The organism is Methyloceanibacter sp. (assembly GCF_035650995.1).
Taxonomy (GTDB): Bacteria; Pseudomonadota; Alphaproteobacteria; order Rhizobiales; family Methyloligellaceae; genus Methyloceanibacter.
Genome location: NZ_DASRGO010000086.1, coordinates 1 through 16,125, shown reverse-complemented (window position 1 = coordinate 16,125; position 16,125 = coordinate 1). Strand labels below are relative to the sequence as shown.

Here is a 16,125-nt window from a genome sequence, read left to right as displayed (position 1 = left end):
TAAGGGCGTTACCGATCGACTAACCGAGCTTCAACGGCTGGGTTGCCACGGCCTTCTCATGGTGGCCGAAGCAGCCACCGAGCCCGATTGTTGCAGTGATGATGATGGCGCAAGCTAGAAAGAGGCGCATGGATTGATCCCCCAAAGTCCCCTGAAGGATTTCACCATAGCGGATAATCGCGCGGGTGGCTGTGACGTTTGGGCAACGTTTGGATCAAAAATGGACGTCAGCCAGACCGCCACCCACTGAATTTCTTGGTTTTTTTAACGACGCCAGCGAGCGGGGCGACAAGGGCGGAGCGAAACGCGGATATATCGGGCTCTAAGGCGAGGAATCGCCCGGCGGGCTCAGCCTGTCCCCCCAAAACGAAGCGGCGGCCCTCGCGACCGCCGCCCCAACTCTTAAGGCCTGCCCTCCGCCTTAATAGCCCTTCCTCTGGAAGAGGGGAGACGAATAGCTCCAGGCCGGTGCTTCGGCGCCGGGGGCCGGGATGGCGATCGAGTTGCCGTAATCGGAAATGTGCATGCTCGAATCGGCCTCGCCGGTGAGCGGCATGGCGAGCGAGCGGGCGCCGCCGTTCGACTTGATGAAGTCGTCGACCGGCGTGGCAAAATGGGCGGGAGAGCCGTCGTCGAGGCTCGCATTCTGCCCCTCGATATCGAAGGCATAAGCGCTTCCCGACGCCACAGCCAAACAAGCCGCACCGCCGAGCACGATCACGAGGCGAAGATGTTTCATCGCAAATCCCCCGAAGCAGTGTCTTGATTTGCCGACGAGCATAGCGCGTTTTCGTCCAGGAGCCAACGCGACAGAACGAACCGGCAATGAGCTCCCCTCGCGCCTCTCGCGGCAGTTTCGCAAGCGCCGCCGCGCTGATACAAGCCCGCCATGGGGCCCCGCCTGCTCTATGTCGTCACCGAAGATTGGTACTTCTTGTCGCACCGCCTGCCGATGGCGCGTGCGGCAAGGGATGCAGGCTACGAGGTCCACGTCGCAACCCGCATCAAAGACGGCAGGGCGGCGATCGAGCGGGAGGGGTTCGTGCCGCATGCGCTCTCCTGGAGTCGCGGCAGCCTGTCTGCGCTTGGAAGCGTTTCGGCGGTCCGCGAGCTGAGGCGCCTCTTCCGTGCGGTTGGCCCCGCCATCGTCCACAACATCGCGCTGAAGCCGGTTCTGCTCGGCACCACGGCAAGCCTCGGCCTCCCGCGCATCGCCGTGGTGAACAGCCTGACCGGGCTCGGTACGCTTTTCATCGGCGAGGCAAAGGTGAGCGGAGCGACACGCCGCCTCGTGCGTTTTGCCCTCGCGCGGCTCCTAAGGCGCGGAGAGAGCCGGACCGTGGTGCAGAACCCCGACGATCGCGCCTTCGTGCTTGGCCTCGGCGTGCCGGAGGAGTGCATCGTCGTAATCGCCGGGTCGGGGGTCGATACCGACGTGCTAAGGCCTTTGCCCGAGCCGCCGTTGCCGGCGACCGCCGCCTATGTGGGGCGCATGCTCGCCGACAAGGGCGTGATCACGCTGATCGAAGCCTTCTCCTCGCTCGGCAAGCGGGGCGTGCCCCTCAAGCTTCTCCTCGCCGGCGACTGCGACAAGGAGAACCCCGGCTCGCTCGCGCCGGAACAGCTGCGGGAATTCGCGAGCCTCTATGGCGTCGAGTGGCTCGGCCACGTATCCGACATCAGGACGGTATGGGCGCGGGCGAACTTTGCCGTGCTGGCCTCCCGCCGCGAGGGGTTGCCGAAGAGCCTGCTCGAGGCTGCGGCCTGCGGGCGGGCCATGGTCGCAACCGATGCGCCGGGCTGCCGCGAGATCGCGATCGAGGGCGTGACCGCTCTCACCGTCCCGGTCGATGATGCCCCGGCGCTGGCAAGCGCCATGGAGAAACTCGCGGGCGATGCCGATCTTCGCCAGCGCTTCGCCGCCAACGCCCGCGCTCTCGTCGAGAGCAGGTTCTCCGCCGAGGCCATCGGTAAGGAGACCGTCGCCCTCTACGACTCGATCAGGACGACGTAGTCACCGACTCCGCGCGCATCATCGCGACGATGCCGTCATGCGTCGAGACGGATGGGCGCCAGCCGATTCCCATCAGCTTCGACGGGTCGATCACGAAATTCCCCGAGATCCGCTCCCACTCCGCTTCCTTGCCGAACGAACGCATCAGACGCTTCACCGCCCCTTGCGGCACGCCGACGAGGAGGGGCGGGCGGCCGAGCCCCTCGCGCATGGCGCCGACCAGGTTCGCCACGCTGATCGGCTCCCTGTCGGCGACGAGAAAGGTCTCGTTCGCGGCGCGCTCGGAGCCGAGCACGAAGACGACCGCAGCGATGAAATTGTCGAGCGCGAGCAGCGAGCGGCGATTGTCGAGATTGGCGAAGGGGAGCGGCATCGGCGTCCTGGCAAGCGTCGCGAGCGAAGCGATATTGCCCTTCACCCCCGGGCCATAGACGACCGCGGGCCTGAGGATGGTGAAGGGAGCGCCGCTTGCCGCGACCAGCCGTTCGGCTTCGAGCTTCGAACGGCCATAGGCGTCGGTCGGCTGCGGCTCGTCTTTCTCGGTGAGCGCATGGTCGGCCGAAAGCCCGGCCTGGGCTCTCACCGAGGAGACGGACACGAGCCGCTCGACCTTCGCCCTCGCTGCGTTCTCCGCAAGTTCGCCGACGGCAGTTGCGTTGATGCGGCGGTAGAGGTCGTCAGCGATCAGCCCGGGCGAATGGGCGATGCCGGCGAGATGAACGACATGGCGTGCGCCATCGAGCAGGGCCCCCCAATCGCCCGGAGTGGCGAGGTCAGGCATTGCGACCGGGGTGATGCCTTCGCGCGCGGGAACCGAGCGGGGATCGCGCGCCGCGGCTCTGACCGCGAAGCCCTCGCGGGCGAGCGCTTGGACCAAACTTCGCCCGATGAAGCCCGAGGCGCCGGTGACGAGGATCGTTCCCGTCACGTCCGGCCTCGCGCGAGCCAGCGAAGCGTTGCGGCGGTCAAGAGCGCGCCGAGCGCGAGCGCGGCGAGGTCGAGCCAGAGCGAGTGCGAGAGCGCCGCGCCGATCGCAAGCAGGGCGAGCGCAACCCCGTGCAAAAAAATGCGCGAGGTGACTTCGGGCACACTCAGCCCTCCGCTCACCGCGCGCTGGTAATAGTGCGAGCGATGCGCCGAGAGAAACGGCTCCTTGTTGATAATGCGGCGGGCGAGGGTGATGCCGGTATCGGCGATCATGTAGAGCGGCAAGAGAACCGCGGCGGTGAGGCTCGCCTCGGCCACATAGATCAGCATCAGGGCGAGGCAAAGCCCGATCGGCAGGCTTCCGGCATCGCCGAGAAAGATGCTGGCCGGATGCTTGTTGAATACGGCAAAGCCGAGCATGGCGCCGAGGAGCGCAAGCGCGAGCAGCCCGATCGCTTCCGGCACCACCCCGAAGACGCACAGCGCCGCAACCGCAAGAGTGATGGGAACGACCTCGGCCACCGTCATCCAGTCGAGCCCGTCGAGGAAGTTGACGGCATTGACGAAGCCGACCGTCCCTGCGACGAGCAACGCCCGTTCGAGCCAGAGCGGCACGGCCTCGGACAGGATGCGCAACTCCGCCGGCAAGGTCAGGACGATGGCAAGCGCGGCGAGCGTCTGGCCGATGAAGCGCCACGACACCGAAAGCGCGTGCGCATCGTCGGCCGCGCCGAGCAAGGTGAGAAAGCACGCGGCGCCGAGCACGGGGATCAGGCCGGCAGCGCCCCCTTGAGGCGCAATCAGCCCCGCGAGCGCGCACACCGCGACGACCGCGAGCATGACGCCGAGCCCCCCGCCCTGCGGGGTTGCGACTTTATGCGAGGACCGGTGGTTCGGATGCGCAAGCAGGTGGCGAACGAGGATCGGCCGCAAGACCAAGATCGCGCCGGCGCTGATCGCGGCGCTTGCCGCGACGATCGCGGCCCAAGACAGGAGCCCGAACGCCATCGCCTCAATGCAGCGTGCGCGACGCGGCCCGCCATTCGCCCTTGGCAGGGGCGGGGTGCGGCGTGCCCGCCGGGACGTAGCCCTCGACGGTCGCGCGGAGCGTCTCCTGAAGCTCGGCGAGATCGAGCTTCTGGATCGCCTCTTCGAGGCGCTCGAGCGCCGCGGCAAGCTCCTCATAGGGCAACACCGGTTCGGAGTTCTTGAAGATGCGCGGATGGCTCGTGCCGGTCGTGTTCTCGCCGATCAGGAGCTCCTCGTAGAGCTTCTCGCCCGGCCGAAGCCCGATATATTCCACGGCGATGTCCCCGTCTGGATGATTCTCGTCGCGGACCTCGAGGCCGGAGAGGCGGATCATGGTGCGGGCGAGGTCGTCGATCTTCACCGGCGTTCCCATTTCCAGCACGAACACCTCGCCGCCGCTGGCCATGGTGCCGGCCTGGATGACGAGTTGCGCCGCCTCGGGGATCGACATGAAGTAGCGGATCACCTCGGGATGGGTCACGGTCACCGGGCCGCCCGCCTTGATCTGGTTGCGGAAGCGCCGCACCACCGAGCCCGACGAATCGAGGACGTTGCCGAAGCGAACCATGGTGAAGATCGTCGGCGAGTGGCGGTCCTGAGCGAGGGCTTGCAGGATCAGCTCGGCGAGCCGCTTGCTCGCGCCCATGATGTTGGTTGGGCGCACGGCCTTGTCGCTCGACACAAGCACGAAGCGTTCGACGCCGAGCGCCTTCGCCGCCTCGGCCACGACGAACGTGCCGAAGGTGTTGTTCTGGACGCCTGCAAAAGGATTGACCTCCACGATCGGCACATGCTTGTAGGCGGCGGCGTGGTAGATCACCTCGACCCCGAACTCCTCGATGGTGCGGGTGACGAGCTTGCGATCGAGCACCGAACCCAGCACCTGGACCACCTTGGTCGGCGCCTCGGCGGGGCGACCCTCTTGTTCACCGTGCAGCCGTTTGTTCAACTCCTCGATCTCCATCGAGATCTCGTAGAGCGCGACCTCCGACAGCTCGAACAGGACGAGGGTCTTGGGTCCGAGACGGAGCAATTGGCGGGTGAGCTCGGAACCGATCGAGCCGCCGGCTCCGGTGATCATCACCACCTTGCCGTGGACATTGGCGGCCAATAGAGCAAGGTCGGGCGTGACCGGATCGCGGCCCAACAGGTCCTCGACGTCGATCGGCCTGAGATCGCTGACCTCGACCCGGCCCGAGGCGATCTCCTCGAGCGCCGGCAGCGTCTTCACCACCACCGGATAGGATTCGAGCAGCCGGATGGCGAGGCGCCGCTCGCTCCGCAGCGCCGACGGCGTGGCGAGCAGCACCTCCTTCACGTTCTGCTCGGCGATGGTCTTGCCGATCTTCTCGGGCCGCAACACCTTGACCCCGTGCACCATCTGGCCGGCAAGCGAGGGGTTTGGATCGATGAAGGCGACGGTCTTGTAGTTGCCCGTCTCGTTCAGGGCGCGCAGGAGCTGAATGCCGACATTGCCGGCGCCGTAGATGATGACGCGCTTGCGCTCGTCGAAGCTTACCCCCTTGTGCTCCGGCGCGAGCTTGAGCAGGATGGCGCCGGCCCATTGCCGGCTCAGCCTGATCAGCAGTGCTGCGATCAGCGCATAGATGACGATCACCGAACGGGGATGGTCTTTGACGGCTGCCATCAAGACCGCGAGCGCCCAGGCGACCGCCGCGATGATCACTGCCAAGTAGATGCGCGTGGTGCCTTCAGGCCCGATGAAGCGGGTGACGAGCTTGTACAGCCCCCGCAAATAGAAGACGACGACGCCGATGATGGGCGCCACGATGAACAACACCCATTTGTCGAGGCTTGGGGGCACATAGGGTCGGCTCAGCCTGAGCGTGTAGGCGAGCCACAACGCGAAGGTGAGCATCGCGAGGTCGTTGATGATCAGCAGGGTCCGCTTGAACCAGCGCGGACGCTCGATCAGCCAGACGGCAAAGCGCATGAAGTGCCACCCCGAACCGGTCTTAAGCGCAGGACCGGGGAAACCATACTACCTGGGAGAGTGCGGCGCACCATAATCGAAGCGGTTCGTGAACGGAAGCGGACCGTTATTTCGGGCAAGAGGCCGATCTGCGGGATTTTTGGCCCGAGGCCGGCTAGCCCAGGATCAGCACGTGCAGGCGCCGGGGCCCGTGCGCGCCCCTCACGATAGTCTGCTCGATATCGGCCGTCCGCGACGGGCCTCCAATCAGGTTCACGCAGCGGGGAAGGGCACCCTCGCCATAGCGGGCGCGTAAGCGGTCCCACGCATCCTCGTAGGAGCCGACGACATCGCCGGCGGCGATCAGGACCATATGCGTCTCAGGCAAAAAGGCGAGCGTGGTGGGATTGTCCTTGCCGGATACAAGGAACAGCGTGCCGGTCTCCGCCGCGCCCGCCGCCGCGCGTGACAGTGACGTCCTGTCGGCGGGCTCCGCCGGCCCGAACACTCGCTCGATGTCCCACGCGTCTTTCCACGGGAGCGCGGCAAGCACTGGGTCCTCTCCCATGCGCAGCCGCGGCGGCAAGTTGTTGGCGCCGAGATAGGATCCGATGGTCCCGACCGCCTGCTTCGGCGTGGAGACGCGGGTCACGTCGGCGCCCTGCTTGGCGAGCGCCTCGGCGAATTGGCGGACAGCCTGCTCGCCGTAGAGGCGGGCGCGCATGGGGATCGTGTTCCGCGGATGGCGCTTGAGCCGATCTCGAACTGCCTCCTGTCCCGCCATGTCGTCCGGGTCGACGTCGAGGGCCTTGCGAATACGCGCCAAGATTTGCGCGCGGGCAGCGGCGGTGTCGATCTCATCGAGACTCATGACAGGGCCCTCCGCTTGGCCTTGGCGTAGAGCTGGTGGAAGGTCTTGCCTTGCGGCGCGGGAAAATCGCGCGTGCGCGTCCAGGCCTTGCCGAAGGGCAGGCGCGAGAGGCGCCCCATCGCTCCGGCGCGGCGCGCGAGAAGGCTGACGAAGATGCTCGCGAGCGCATGATAAAGCCGCGGCCGCTTGGCGGCATACGCCCACGTCTTGAGCGCAATCCGTTCTTTGAACGAAGGGCCGCCCGCCTCGGCGTCGCGCTCCCGCCAGGCGCGCATCATCTTGGGCAGCGGAATGCCCATGGGGCAGACCTCCTCGCACCGCCCGCAGAAGCTCGAAGCGTTGGGGAGATCGCGCGCGTGGCTGATGCCCTGCAATGCCGGCGTCAGCACGGCGCCCATCGGCCCGGGATAGACCGAGGCATAGGCGTGGCCCCCGATCGCCCCGTACACCGGGCAGTGGTTGAGGCAGGCCCCGCAGCGGATGCAGCGCAGCATGTCCTGGAAAGCGCTTCCCAGCATCTCGCTCCTGCCATTGTCGAGCAGGACGACGTGATAGGCGCTCGGTCCGTCCGGGTCGCCCGCGCGGCGCGATCCGGTGGCGAAGCTCGTATACGTCGCCATGTCCTGCCCCGTGGCCGAGCGGGCAAGCAGGCGCAGGATGGTCATGGCGTCCTCGAGTGTCGGCACCACCTTCTCGATCGAGGCAAGCACGATATGGACGCGCGGCAGCGTCTGCGTGAGGTCGCCATTGCCTTCGTTGGTGACGATCACCGAGGTTCCCGTCTCGGCGATCAGGAGATTGGCGCCGGTAATGCCGACATCGGCAGTGACGAACGTCTCGCGCAGGACGGCGCGCGCTTCGGTCACGAGGTCGGCTACTGACTTGAATTTGCGCCCGACAGGGAATTTGCGGTGGGCGCGGCGGAAGTCGGCTTCGATCGCCTCCTTGTTGAGGTGGACGATCGGCGCGATGATATGGCTCGGGCGGTCGCCTCTGATCTGAATGACGTATTCGCCGAGGTCGGTCTCGACCACATCGATACCGGCTTCTTCGAGATGGGCATTGAGCCCGATCTCTTCCGAGATCATCGACTTGCCCTTGGCAACGCGCTTTGCGCCCGCGGCGCGGCAGAGACTAAGCACGATGTCGCGCGCCTCGGCCGCATCCGCCGCGTAATGCACGCTCCCGCCGTTCTCGACCACCTTGCGCTCGTAGGCCTCGAGGTAAAGGTCGAGATGCCCGAGCGTATGATCCTTGATGGCGCGCGCCTCGGCGCGGAGCGCGTCAAACTCCGGCAGCTTTTCGACCGCCGCCTCGCGCTTGACGATGAAGCCGCGCTTGACGTTCAGAAGCGCGCGTTGAAGCTCTTGGTCGGCGAGCGCTTCGCGCGCGTTCCGGATGAAGTTCTTGCTGGATGACGCCATACCGGCCTCGATCAACGCTGCGCAGCCGGCGCGGCAATAGCTGGCTCGTCGGCCATCCCGGCGAGAACCTCGGCGACGTGGCGCGCCTCGATGGCAGAGCCGCCGCGCGCAAGGCCGCCCGCGATCTGCATCAGGCAGCCGAGATCGCCGGCGAGCACGCATCTGGCCCCGCTCTCTTTGATGGCGCGCAACTTCTGCTCGAGGATCGCACTGGAGATGTCGGGATATTTGACCGAGAAGGTCCCGCCGAAGCCGCAGCACACCTCGCGGTCGGCAAGCTCGACGAGCTCAAGCCCCTCGACGCTCGCGAGCAGCCTGCGCGGCGCCGAGGCGACGCCGAGCTCGCGCAAGGAGGAGCAGGAATCGTGATAGGTGACGGTGCCCTCGAAGCGCGCATCGACCTCGCTGACGCGAAGCACATCGACGATAAAGCTCGTCAGCTCGAAGCATTTCGATGCCATCGCCGCGGCGCGAGGGCCGTAGTCCGGGTCGGCCGCCAGAAGCTCGGGGTAATGGAGCTTGAGCATCCCTGCACAAGAGCCCGAGGGCGCAACCACGTAGTCGTATCGCTCGAACATGTCTATGACGCGGCGCGCGATGGCCATAGCATCGGCCCGCTGCCCCGAGTTGAAGGCCGGCTGCCCGCAGCAGGTCTGGGCGAGGGGGACCTCGACCCGCGCGCCCCCGGCCTCCAGCAGCTTGATCGCGGCGAAGCCGATGCTCGGCCGCAAGAGATCGACGAGGCAGGTCACGAACAGCCCGACCAGGGGACCTTGCTTGTCGTCGGCAGGGGCCAAAGTCATGGGAGCGATGGGTCCGGCCCTGCATCCTGTGGCGGGAGGTGGGAGTGAGGATGTAGCATCGCGGCCCGCGACTCAAGAATTCGCGGAAGGCGCCAAAGGACCAGGGGAGGGACATGCTGGCAAGAGCGCTTGCGCTCGCTTCGCTGTTGGCTTGGCTCGGGCCCGTTTGCGTCGGGGCCGAGACCGCGCCCGTCGTGCTCGTCACCCCGCTCGTCTACGGCACGCATATGCCGGGACTCGGCGATTCGGCCACGAAGCTTGCCAAGCTCATCAAGGAGCGCTCGGGCGGCGCCCTTCAGCTCGACCTGAAGCAGCCCGGCGACGGCACCATGCCGGACGAGATCCTCGACAAGGTTGCCGAAGGCAAGGTCGACGCCGGCTTTTCGACCGCGAGCTTCTGGGCGGCGAAGCTCCCCGCCGCCGCCCTGTTTTCCGGCTTTCCCTTCGGTCCCGACGCCAAGACCTATCTCGATTGGTTCGACAACGGCGACGGCCTCTCGCTCTATCAGGAAATGTATGATCATGCCGGCGTGAAGGTGCATGTCCTGCCGTGCGCCTTCGGCGGCGCCGAGTCCGGCGGTTGGTTTGCCAAGGAGATCCGCAGCAAGGACGACCTCAAGGGCTTGCGCATGCGCATCTTCGGCCTCGGCGCGCGCGTCATGTCGCAAGCCGGCGCCACGACCGTCCTCCTTCCCGGAAGCAAGATCGCAAGCGCCTTCGACAAGAAGGAGATCGACGCGGCCGAGCTCTATACCCCTGCGGTCGACATCGAGCAGCCCTTCAAGGACAAGGTGAAGCTCATTTATATGCCGGGCTGGCACCAGCCCGAGACCGTGCTCGAGCTGATCGTCAACAAGGACCGTTGGGAGGCGTTTTCCGCCGAACAGCGAAGCCTGATCGAGGGGGTCTGCAAGACGCTGCTCCAGCAAAGCCTCGCCGATAGCGCGGGCCTCCAGGCCGCCGCCCTTGCCGAGATGACCAATAAATATGGTGTCCGCGTCGAGAATTGGCCCGACGACGTTCTGGCCGCGCTAAAAGATGCCTGGGCGAAGGTCGCCAAGGATGAGGGCGACCAGGACTATTTCTTCAGGTTCGTGCTCGACGACATCGACAAATTCCGCGCCAAGCCTGCGGCCTCCGACGATCCGGCACCCGCGCCAAGCCAGCAAGACATGCCCGCGCAGACGGCTCAGCCCTAGCGGCGAACAACGGTCTTTGCGTTGCCCGCGCGACGGTGGTGGGCAAGACGCTTCGCGCCTGCCCACCTAATCATGCCGCTATTGCCCCGTCTGCGTTTTCAGATAGGCGATGATGTCAGCCCGCTCGGCCGCGTCGGGCACTCCCTGGAACGCGAGCGCCATCGGAGAATCGGGAATGAGAGCCTTGGGATCGGAGATCCACTTGTCGATATTCTCTTCCGTCCACACCCAGCCCTGCTCGCCGAGCTTCTTCATCCCGGGCGAGTACATGGAAGCGTAATCGGGGACGCTCGCCGCCTTCCGTCCCACCACATTGTTGAGCTCGGGGCCGACCAGCGTCTTGGCGCCCGGACCGACCTGATGGCAGATCGCGCATTTGGCGAAGGCAGCCTTGCCCTTCGCCGCATCGCCTTCGGCCAAAGCTGGGCCGTAGAGCCCGACCAGCGCCGCCGTCGCACCGAGACCGAGTAGTCCAACAATCCTCATCACAGTCCTCCTTGGAAAGTGTCCTCGACCGCTCTCCCCTTTCGCGTCTCGGACGATCGCCCAGTCTTGCAGGAAACCCGTTGGCCAAAGTCCGGCGCAACGTAGCAGAAGGCCGATTTGCGGGCAAAAGCGGCTGCTGCGACATGGTAACTCCAAAATGATCCAAGGGGTTGCGAGGCCGGACAAGGCCCCCCCAAGAGCTGGCGCGCGGCATATTGCCCGCCAACCCGGCCCATGCGAAAGACTAGGGCAAAGCCCTGCCTCCACGATTGCCCTGGAGTTGGACGATGTCGCAGATCAGCCTTCCGGCCCCCGATGCCGCGGTGCTCGCGCGCCGGAACGACATCGTCAGGCAATTGCGGAAGCTCGCGCCCGAAGCGAGCCTGATTTCCGACCAGGAGGGGCGCAGAGCCTTCGAGACCGATGCGCTCACCGCCTATCACTGCCTGCCGCTCGCGGTCGTACTGCCGACCACGACCGAAGAGGTGAGCAAGATCCTGCGCTTCTGCCACGACAACCACGTCAAGGTCGTGCCGCGCGGGGCGGGGACCTCGCTCTGCGGCGGCGCGCTGCCGCTCGAGGACGCGCTCGTGCTCTGCCTCTCGCGCATGACCAAGGTGCTCGAAATCAACACCACCGATCGCATCGCGCGCGTGCAGGCCGGCATCACCAATATCGGCATTACTCAGGCGGCGGCGGCCGACGGCTTCTTCTATGCGCCCGACCCCTCGAGCCAGATCGCCTGCACCGTCGGCGGCAATGTCGCCACGAATTCCGGCGGCGCCCATTGCTTGAAATACGGCGTCACCACCAACAACGTTCTCGGCGTTCGCATGGTGATGATGAACGGCGAGGTCATCGATATCGGCGGCGACTATCTCGACGCGCCCGGCTACGATTTTCTCGCGCTCATCGTCGGCTCCGAGGGCCAGCTCGGCGTCGTCACCGAGGTCACGGTGCGGCTGCTCAAGTCGCCCGAGGGCGCCCGCCCCATGCTGCTCGGCTTCGATTCGACCGTCGCGGCGGCCTCATGCGTCGGCGGCATCATCGCCGCCGGCATCATTCCCGTCGCCATCGAGTTCATGGACCGGCCGGCGATCCATGTCTGCGAGCATTTCGTGGCCGCCGGCTACCCGCTCGACGTCGAGGCGCTCCTCATCGTCGAGGTCGAAGGTTCCGAAGACGAGATCGACACCTTGCTCGACCGCATCGCCGAGATCGCCCGCGACTACAATCCCGTGACCATGCACCGGAGCCAGAGCGCCGAGGAGAGCGCCAAGATCTGGAAGGGCCGCAAGGCCGCCTTCGGCGCCATCGGCCAGCTGTCCGACTATATCTGCATGGACGGCGTGATCCCGCTGTCGAAGCTGCCCAAGGCGCTCGACGAGGTCGGCTGGATCTGCCGCAAATACCGCTTCGACGTCGCCAACATCTTCCACGCCGGTGACGGCAACCTGCATCCGCTCATCCTCTACAACGCCAACGACCCCATGCAGCTCGAGCGCGTCGAGCAGTGCGGCGCCGACATTCTCAAGCTGTGCGTCGAGCTCGGCGGCTGCCTGACCGGCGAGCACGGCGTCGGCATCGAGAAGCGCGAGCTGATGCATATTCAGTTCAGCGATGCGGATCTGGCCCAGCAGATGCGGGTGAAGCAGGCCTTCGATCCGGACTGGCTGCTCAATCCAGGCAAGGTATTCCCGCTGGAAGGACGTAGCGCCCAGTGACCGGCCCCATGCGCCTCGGCTTTCACGCTCCCGAATCGGTCGAGGAGCTGGCCTATCTCGTCGGCGAGGCGATGGACACGCGCACGGCCCTCGAGGTGATGGGCCGCGGCACCAAGCGCGAGCTGGGGCGCCCCGTGCGCTCGGGCGCCGTGGTCTCGACCGAGAGCCTGGTCGGCGTCAGCCTCTACGAGCCGACCGAACTCGTGCTCGTGGTCAAGGCGGGCACCCCGCTCGGCAAGATCGAGGAGCTGCTCGCCGAGAACGACCAGGTGCTGCCGTTCGAGCCGGTCGATCTCGGGCCCATCCTCGGCTACGGACCGGGGCAGGCCACGATCGGAGGGGCGATCGCCACCAACCTCTCGGGCAGCCGCCGCATTCTGTCCGGTTCGGCCCGCGACCATGTGCTCGGCGTGACCGCGGTCAACGGGCGGGGCGAGATCATCAAGTCGGGGGGGCGGGTGAAGAAGAACGTCACCGGCTACGATATTGCCCGGGCGCTCGCCGGCTCCTGGGGCACGCTCGCCGTCATGACCGAGATCGCCCTCAAGGTGCTGCCCGCGCAAGCCGAGACCCGCACCGTGCTCTGCTTCGGCCTGCCCGACGCGACCGGGGTGGAGGCCATGTGCCTTGCCCACGGCACGCCATTCGAGGTGTCGGGCACTCTGCACATCCATGCCGATCTCGCCAAGCGCTTCACCGACGAGGGCATCAGCGGGGCAGGCACCTCGGTCACGGCGATCCGCATCGAGAATCTGCCGGCCTCGGCGCGCTATCGCGCCAATCGGCTGCGCCACATGCTCCAGGCCTATGGGCCCGGCCTCGAGCTCGAGACCGGGCGAAGCCGGCTGTTCTGGAACGAGGTGCGCACGCTCCGCATGTTCCAGAAGTCCTCAAACCCGCTGTGGCGCATCTCGACCGCGCCGTCGAAGGCCGCCAAGCTCGTCGCCTCCATCGCCCGCAAGATCGAGGTGAAGCCCGTGTACGACTGGTCCGGCGGCCTCGTCTGGCTCGAGACGCCGCCCCTGACCGACGCGGGCGCGGTCGAGATCCGCCGCACCCTTGCCGAATTTGGCGGTCATGGAACATTGATCCGTGCCGACGAAGAGTCGCGGTCGCTGATCGACGTGTTCCAGCCGCTCGATCCTCCGCTCGCTGCGCTCTCGGCGCGATTGAAACAGGCCTTCGATCCAAACGGCGTCCTCAATCCCGGCCGCATGTATCAGGGCCTCTAGGCGGGACCATGCAGACCAATTTCAACTCGCTCCAGCTCGCCGACCCGACCATCTCCCGCGCGGACGCGATCCTCAAGCGCTGCGTCCATTGCGGGCTGTGCACCGCCACCTGTCCGACCTATGTGCTGACCGGGGACGAGCGCGACGGCCCGCGCGGGCGCATCTACCTCATGAAGCAGATGTTCGAGACGCGCGAAGTGACGCCGTCGACCGTGCATCACATCGACCGCTGCCTGTCCTGCTTCTCCTGCATGACCACGTGTCCCTCGGGCGTCGACTACATGCATCTCGTCGAGCTCGCCCGCACCCGCATCGAGACCAAGGCGCACCGGCCGGCCTCCGAGCGCGCGCTGCGCTTCATTCTGAGCAAGGTGATGCCGAACCCGAACGCCTTCCGGCTCGCGCTCCTGCTCGGCTGGGCGATGCGACCGTTCCGCGCGCTGATCGCGCGCATGGGCCACCCGCATACGGCCTCCGCGCTCGACCTTGTTCCGCGCACGCGGATGAGCGCCAAGCTCATCAAGCCCAAATCGGCAATCGGCAACGTGCCCAAGGCCAAGCGCGTCGCGCTCATGCTCGGTTGCGTGCAGCAGGTGCTGGCGCCGCAGATCACGGAAGCGGCCATCAGGCTGCTCAGGCGCCACAGCGTCGACGTCGTCATCGTCAAGGACGAGGGCTGCTGCGGCGCGCTCGTGCATCATCTCGGCCGCGACGAAGCGGCGCGCGACGCCGCCCGGCGCAATATCGACGCCTGGACCGCCGCGATGCGCGAAGGCCTGCTCGACGCCATCCTCGTCACGACCTCCGGCTGCGGCACCATGGTCAAGGACTACGGCAACCTGCTTTCCCGCGACCGCGGCTATGCCGAGCGCGCCGCCTACATCGCCGGGCTCGCCAAGGACATCACCGAATATATCGCCGAGATCGGGCTCATGCCGCCGGTGATGTGGACCGGGCTCAAGGTCGCCTATCACGCGCCCTGCTCGTTGCAGCACGGCCAGCGCATCGACACCCTTCCGGTGCAGCTTCTCAACCAGGCGGGTTTCGGCGTCGCCGAAATTCCCGAGGGCCACCTCTGTTGCGGCTCGGCCGGCACCTACAATCTGCTCCAGCCCAAGCTCTCCAACGCGCTCCGCGAGCGGAAGCTCGCCAATATCGCCAAGGTCAAGCCGGACGTGATCGCGACCGGCAATCTCGGCTGCATGGTCCAGCTGAGAGAGGCCGAGGCGCCCTTCGTCCATACCGTCGAATTGCTCGACTGGGCGACCGGCGGCCCGGCGCCCGCCAGTCTCGGCGAACTCAAGAACAGCGGGCACGAGATCGAGACCCTGGTCGAAATGGCCAAGGAAGGCCTTCTCGTCGACTAAGCCCGGCTTCGAGCGTTGCTTGCTGGCCTCATGATCATGGGTTAGAAGCGCTAGCGCCGGAGCGTTCGAGAATCAGCCTTTCATTCCCATGAGTCAGAAAGACGAGCGTCCTCGCCCCGAGGCCCGCCTGCCGAAGGGGCTATTCGACATTTCGGCGGGAGAGATCCGTGCCACGCAGGCGATGCTGGGCACGATCAGGACCGTGTTCGAGTCTTACGGCTTCGAGCCGCTCGATACGCCGGCCATCGAATATACCGACGCGCTCGGCAAGTTCCTGCCCGACCAGGACCGCCCGAACGAGGGCGTGTTCTCCTTCCAGGACGACGACGATCAGTGGCTCTCGCTAAGGTACGATCTGACCGCGCCGCTCGCCCGCTACGTCGCCGAGAATTATCAAAGCCTGCCCAAGCCCTTCCGCCGCTATCAGTGGGGTCCCGTGTGGCGTAACGAGAAGCCGGGGCCCGGGCGCTTCCGCCAGTTCACCCAGTTCGACGCAGACACGGTCGGCGCGGCGTCCGTCGCCGCCGATGCCGAGCTCTGCATGCTCGCCGCCGACACGCTCGAAGCTCTCGGCGTGCCGCGCGGGCAATATGTGGTGAAGGTCAACAACCGCAAAGTTCTCGATGGGGTGCTGGAGGCCATTGATCTTGGCGGTGAGGAAAATGCCACCAAGCGACTCCGTGTACTTCGAGCGATTGATAAGCTGGACCGTCTGGGACCAGAGGGTGTCAGAGCATTGCTGGGCAAAGGCCGTAAGGATGAGAGTGGTGACTACACAATGGGCGCCGAGATCGACTCGAGCAAAATCGAATATGTGATGGCAGTGATTGAGCACGAGCCCTTCGTTGGCGCAAAAGCTAAAGAAGTCACCGCTTGGAACAAGAAGCTTAGCGCAAACGAAACAGCGAAGGTCGGATTCTCAGAGCTCGAACAAATTGCAGGCCTAGTGAGCGCTTCGGGCTATGGAGATCGGATTCGTAAAGACCCCTCGGTGGTGCGGGGGCTTGAGTACTACACCGGCCCCGTGTTCGAGGCCGAGCTGCTCGCTCCCATCAAAGACGAACGCGGCCAGCCGATCCGCTTGGGCTCGGTGGTGAGCGGCGGGCGCTACGACGG

Annotated in this window: 14 protein-coding genes; 6 read left to right on the top strand and 8 right to left on the bottom strand. The window is 66.0% G+C overall.

Annotated elements, in window-relative coordinates; genetic code table 11:
* Positions 1 to 421: 421 nt before the first annotated feature.
* A complete protein-coding gene (locus VFB18_RS06860) occupies positions 422 to 739 on the bottom strand; it encodes a hypothetical protein (protein ID WP_324972655.1) in 318 nt (105 codons plus the stop codon).
* Between the two features lie 150 nt (positions 740 to 889).
* On the opposite strand from VFB18_RS06860, the gene VFB18_RS06855 reads away from it, so the two are divergent.
* Positions 890 to 2,014, top strand: coding sequence for a glycosyltransferase family 4 protein (locus tag VFB18_RS06855; protein WP_324972652.1), 1,125 nt, complete (start codon positions 890 to 892; stop codon positions 2,012 to 2,014).
* Here the strand turns inward: VFB18_RS06855 and VFB18_RS06850 are convergent.
* From VFB18_RS06850 to VFB18_RS06825, 6 genes are all read right to left on the bottom strand, one after another.
* Entirely contained in the window at positions 2,001 to 2,942 is a 942-nt protein-coding gene (locus VFB18_RS06850; RefSeq protein ID WP_324972649.1) for an NAD-dependent epimerase/dehydratase family protein, read from the bottom strand. The genes VFB18_RS06855 and VFB18_RS06850 overlap by 14 nt on opposite strands.
* Positions 2,939 to 3,949: a glycosyl transferase gene (locus VFB18_RS06845; RefSeq protein ID WP_324972646.1), complete on the bottom strand. Its 1,011-nt coding sequence runs from the start codon at positions 3,947 to 3,949 to the stop codon at positions 2,939 to 2,941. The genes VFB18_RS06850 and VFB18_RS06845 overlap by 4 nt, the downstream gene beginning before the upstream one ends.
* Before the next feature lie 4 nt (positions 3,950 to 3,953).
* Entirely contained in the window at positions 3,954 to 5,924 is a 1,971-nt protein-coding gene (locus VFB18_RS06840) for a nucleoside-diphosphate sugar epimerase/dehydratase (protein ID WP_324972643.1), read from the bottom strand.
* A 154-nt stretch (positions 5,925 to 6,078) separates the two neighbouring features.
* Positions 6,079 to 6,774, bottom strand: coding sequence for a lactate utilization protein (locus VFB18_RS06835; RefSeq protein ID WP_324972641.1), 696 nt, complete (start codon positions 6,772 to 6,774; stop codon positions 6,079 to 6,081).
* The gene (locus tag VFB18_RS06830) at positions 6,771 to 8,198 is read right to left on the bottom strand and encodes a LutB/LldF family L-lactate oxidation iron-sulfur protein (protein WP_324972639.1); all 1,428 of its coding nucleotides are present in this window, start codon (positions 8,196 to 8,198) and stop codon (positions 6,771 to 6,773) included. The genes VFB18_RS06835 and VFB18_RS06830 overlap by 4 nt, the downstream gene beginning before the upstream one ends.
* Before the next feature lie 11 nt (positions 8,199 to 8,209).
* Positions 8,210 to 9,001 carry a (Fe-S)-binding protein gene (locus VFB18_RS06825; protein WP_324972636.1) on the bottom strand — a complete coding sequence of 264 codons (792 nt, stop codon included), beginning with the start codon at positions 8,999 to 9,001 and terminating at the stop codon, positions 8,210 to 8,212.
* A 113-nt stretch (positions 9,002 to 9,114) separates the two neighbouring features.
* Between VFB18_RS06825 and VFB18_RS06820 the strand changes: the two genes are divergently transcribed.
* The gene (locus tag VFB18_RS06820; RefSeq protein ID WP_324972633.1) at positions 9,115 to 10,200 is read left to right on the top strand and encodes a C4-dicarboxylate ABC transporter; all 1,086 of its coding nucleotides are present in this window, start codon (positions 9,115 to 9,117) and stop codon (positions 10,198 to 10,200) included.
* A 78-nt stretch (positions 10,201 to 10,278) separates the two neighbouring features.
* Here VFB18_RS06820 and VFB18_RS06815 read toward each other — a convergent pair whose 3' ends face one another.
* Positions 10,279 to 10,686, bottom strand: a complete 408-nt coding sequence (locus tag VFB18_RS06815; protein ID WP_324972631.1) for a c-type cytochrome — start codon at positions 10,684 to 10,686, stop codon at positions 10,279 to 10,281.
* Positions 10,687 to 10,973: 287 nt separating this feature from the next.
* On the opposite strand from VFB18_RS06815, the gene VFB18_RS06810 reads away from it, so the two are divergent.
* The 4 genes from VFB18_RS06810 to VFB18_RS06795 form a co-directional block, all read left to right on the top strand.
* Positions 10,974 to 12,410, top strand: a complete 1,437-nt coding sequence (locus VFB18_RS06810) for an FAD-binding oxidoreductase (protein ID WP_324972628.1) — start codon at positions 10,974 to 10,976, stop codon at positions 12,408 to 12,410.
* Positions 12,407 to 13,642, top strand: coding sequence for a glycolate oxidase subunit GlcE (gene glcE, locus VFB18_RS06805; protein WP_324972625.1), 1,236 nt, complete (start codon positions 12,407 to 12,409; stop codon positions 13,640 to 13,642). The genes VFB18_RS06810 and glcE overlap by 4 nt, the downstream gene beginning before the upstream one ends.
* Before the next feature lie 8 nt (positions 13,643 to 13,650).
* On the top strand, positions 13,651 to 15,009 hold the full coding sequence (gene glcF / locus VFB18_RS06800; protein WP_324972622.1) for a glycolate oxidase subunit GlcF: 1,359 nt from the start codon (positions 13,651 to 13,653) through the stop codon (positions 15,007 to 15,009).
* An 88-nt stretch (positions 15,010 to 15,097) separates the two neighbouring features.
* A partial coding sequence (locus VFB18_RS06795) for a HisS family protein (RefSeq protein WP_324972619.1) occupies positions 15,098 to 16,125 on the top strand: 1,028 nt, incomplete at its 3' end.

Excerpts from the sequence above, each read along its gene's own strand:
- VFB18_RS06820 (WP_324972633.1), top strand. The coding sequence starts at position 9,115 with ATGCTGGCAAGAGCGCTTGCGCTCGCTTCGCTGTTGGCTTGGCTCGGG.
- glcF (WP_324972622.1), top strand. The coding sequence starts at position 13,651 with ATGCAGACCAATTTCAACTCGCTCCAGCTCGCCGACCCGACCATCTCC.
- VFB18_RS06860 (WP_324972655.1), bottom strand. The coding sequence starts at position 739 with ATGAAACATCTTCGCCTCGTGATCGTGCTCGGCGGTGCGGCTTGTTTG.
- VFB18_RS06835 (WP_324972641.1), bottom strand. The coding sequence starts at position 6,774 with ATGAGTCTCGATGAGATCGACACCGCCGCTGCCCGCGCGCAAATCTTG.
- VFB18_RS06845 (WP_324972646.1), bottom strand. The coding sequence starts at position 3,949 with ATGGCGTTCGGGCTCCTGTCTTGGGCCGCGATCGTCGCGGCAAGCGCC.
- VFB18_RS06855 (WP_324972652.1), top strand. The coding sequence starts at position 890 with ATGGGGCCCCGCCTGCTCTATGTCGTCACCGAAGATTGGTACTTCTTG.
- VFB18_RS06840 (WP_324972643.1), bottom strand. The coding sequence starts at position 5,924 with ATGCGCTTTGCCGTCTGGCTGATCGAGCGTCCGCGCTGGTTCAAGCGG.
- VFB18_RS06815 (WP_324972631.1), bottom strand. The coding sequence starts at position 10,686 with ATGAGGATTGTTGGACTACTCGGTCTCGGTGCGACGGCGGCGCTGGTC.
- VFB18_RS06830 (WP_324972639.1), bottom strand. The coding sequence starts at position 8,198 with ATGGCGTCATCCAGCAAGAACTTCATCCGGAACGCGCGCGAAGCGCTC.
- VFB18_RS06810 (WP_324972628.1), top strand. The coding sequence starts at position 10,974 with ATGTCGCAGATCAGCCTTCCGGCCCCCGATGCCGCGGTGCTCGCGCGC.
- VFB18_RS06825 (WP_324972636.1), bottom strand. The coding sequence starts at position 9,001 with ATGACTTTGGCCCCTGCCGACGACAAGCAAGGTCCCCTGGTCGGGCTG.